Genomic DNA, 1,515 nt, shown 5'->3' with positions numbered 1-1,515 from the left:
GTCGCCCAGTGGTCGATCCTCTCCAACATCACCGCCAGCATTACCATCTTCTTCGCCTTCCCCTACAAGATTGGCGATCGCATCCGCATCCTCGACAAGGATGACTCCGTCACCGGCATCATCACCGAGATCGGCCTCTTCTACGTGCGGGTGCGGGATGACAACGGCGATCTGGTCACCTATCCGGCGAACCTTATTCTGCAAAAGCCGGTGAGGCGGCTGGAGGGAAAGGAGGCTGAGTCCACGCAGCCGGAATGAGAAAAGGCTCCCTCGGGAGCCTTTTTCGATGGCTGTTCAGCGTTCGAAGAAGCGGTAGAGGTGCTCGACCTGGACGGGGCAGTCGGCCACCAGGTGGATGTGGTCCCGTGCCTCCTCGGTGGACGAGAAGCTCATGGGGCACCCCAGGGTGTCCGTCATCACGTAGAGGTGGCCGTCCTGCCCCCTGAACTCCACGATCCAGCCGGGGGAGACGATGTCGTGCATGATCTCCGCCTCCTTGAACCTGTGCTGCTGGTGAAGCGCGCGCAATTCACTGACTGTCATGACATCCTCCTATGACTCATGGCGCCACCCTCAAGTCTAGTTCTCCTTCCCGGTGGCGCCGTCATCGGATCAGGGCGCCGTCGCCCCCTCCCGGGGTGGCTGCAGGGCGATCAGCAGCTCCCCGGACAGCGGCGTGACAGGGCCGGTGACCACCCTGGGTCTGGCCTTGGCATCCAGCACGAACAGAGGAATGGCGCCGGGATTGGCCTCCTGATACTGGTCCCAGTCGAAGGTGTCGCTCAGGCGGGTCGCCTTGATCTGCCCGCCCCGGCTCAGCAGGCCGCTCAGCCTGGCGAAGTTGATGTCGGCGCCGAACAGGTTCTGGCGGGCACGGAAGGTGGCGCTCTCCCGGTTGGCCTTGCCGTGTTGTTCGCTGGAACGCAGGGAGTGGACCTTCTCCTCCCCGTAGAGGTGGGCGAAGTGCAGCACCCCGAGGGCGTTGTTGTGGCGGCTGGGAGAGAGCGCCAGCACTGTGCTGATGCTGGTGAGGGGCAGGTGCCGCTCGGCGTGCTCCGACTGGGGGTTGCCGAAGTAGCAGGGCAGGCCGCTCATGCGGGCCAGCTTGCAGTGTTCCCAGGCAGGATCGGAGAGCTGCACCGGGATCCCCTGATCCGCCAGCGCCTTGCCGATGGCCCGGGCCACCGAGTTGGCGCCGATGAGCAGCCAGACATTGGGGGCGCTCTGGCGCATGTCGAGCAATCTGGCCAATGGCGTGGCCGTCAGGCTCTGCAGCACCACGGTGAAGATGATGACCGCAAACACCAGGGGCACCAGCTTGTCGGCATCCTCGATGCCGGCCTCGTGCATGCTGATGGCGAAGGAGGCGCTGACTGCCGCCGCCACTATGCCCCGGGGGGCTATCCAGGCGAGCAGGGCGCGGGCGCGCCAGGGCAGGTCCGACCCCCGGGTCGAGACCAGGATGCAGAGCGGGCGGGCCACGAACTGCACCACGCACAGCAGGGCCAGCACCAT

3 protein-coding genes are annotated in these 1,515 nt (G+C 65.4%); 1 reads left to right on the top strand and 2 read right to left on the bottom strand.

The features are described from left to right. A partial coding sequence (locus tag G5358_RS21055; protein WP_421324876.1) for a mechanosensitive ion channel domain-containing protein occupies positions 1-258 on the top strand: 258 nt, incomplete at its 5' end. 36 nt (positions 259-294) lie between these two features. Here the strand turns inward: G5358_RS21055 and G5358_RS21050 are convergent. Both G5358_RS21050 and G5358_RS21045 read right to left on the bottom strand, forming a co-directional pair. Beyond that, positions 295-543: a hypothetical protein gene (locus tag G5358_RS21050; RefSeq protein ID WP_010672757.1), complete on the bottom strand. Its 249-nt coding sequence runs from the start codon at positions 541-543 to the stop codon at positions 295-297. A gap of 69 nt (positions 544-612) precedes the next feature. After that, positions 613-1,515 (bottom strand): cation:proton antiporter (locus G5358_RS21045; protein WP_421324875.1); only part of this gene is annotated, 903 nt, incomplete at its 5' end.

The sequence above is a fragment of the Aeromonas sp. 604176 genome, assembly GCF_049170755.1.
In the GTDB taxonomy this organism is placed as follows: domain Bacteria; phylum Pseudomonadota; class Gammaproteobacteria; order Enterobacterales; family Aeromonadaceae; genus Aeromonas; species Aeromonas veronii_A.
Note: the sequence above shows the minus strand (reverse complement) of the source record. Positions and strands in the feature narration are given on the sequence as shown.

Coding starts and splice junctions, on each gene's coding strand:
- G5358_RS21050 (WP_010672757.1), bottom strand. CDS start 543: ATGACAGTCAGTGAATTGCGCGCGCTTCACCAGCAGCACAGGTTCAAG.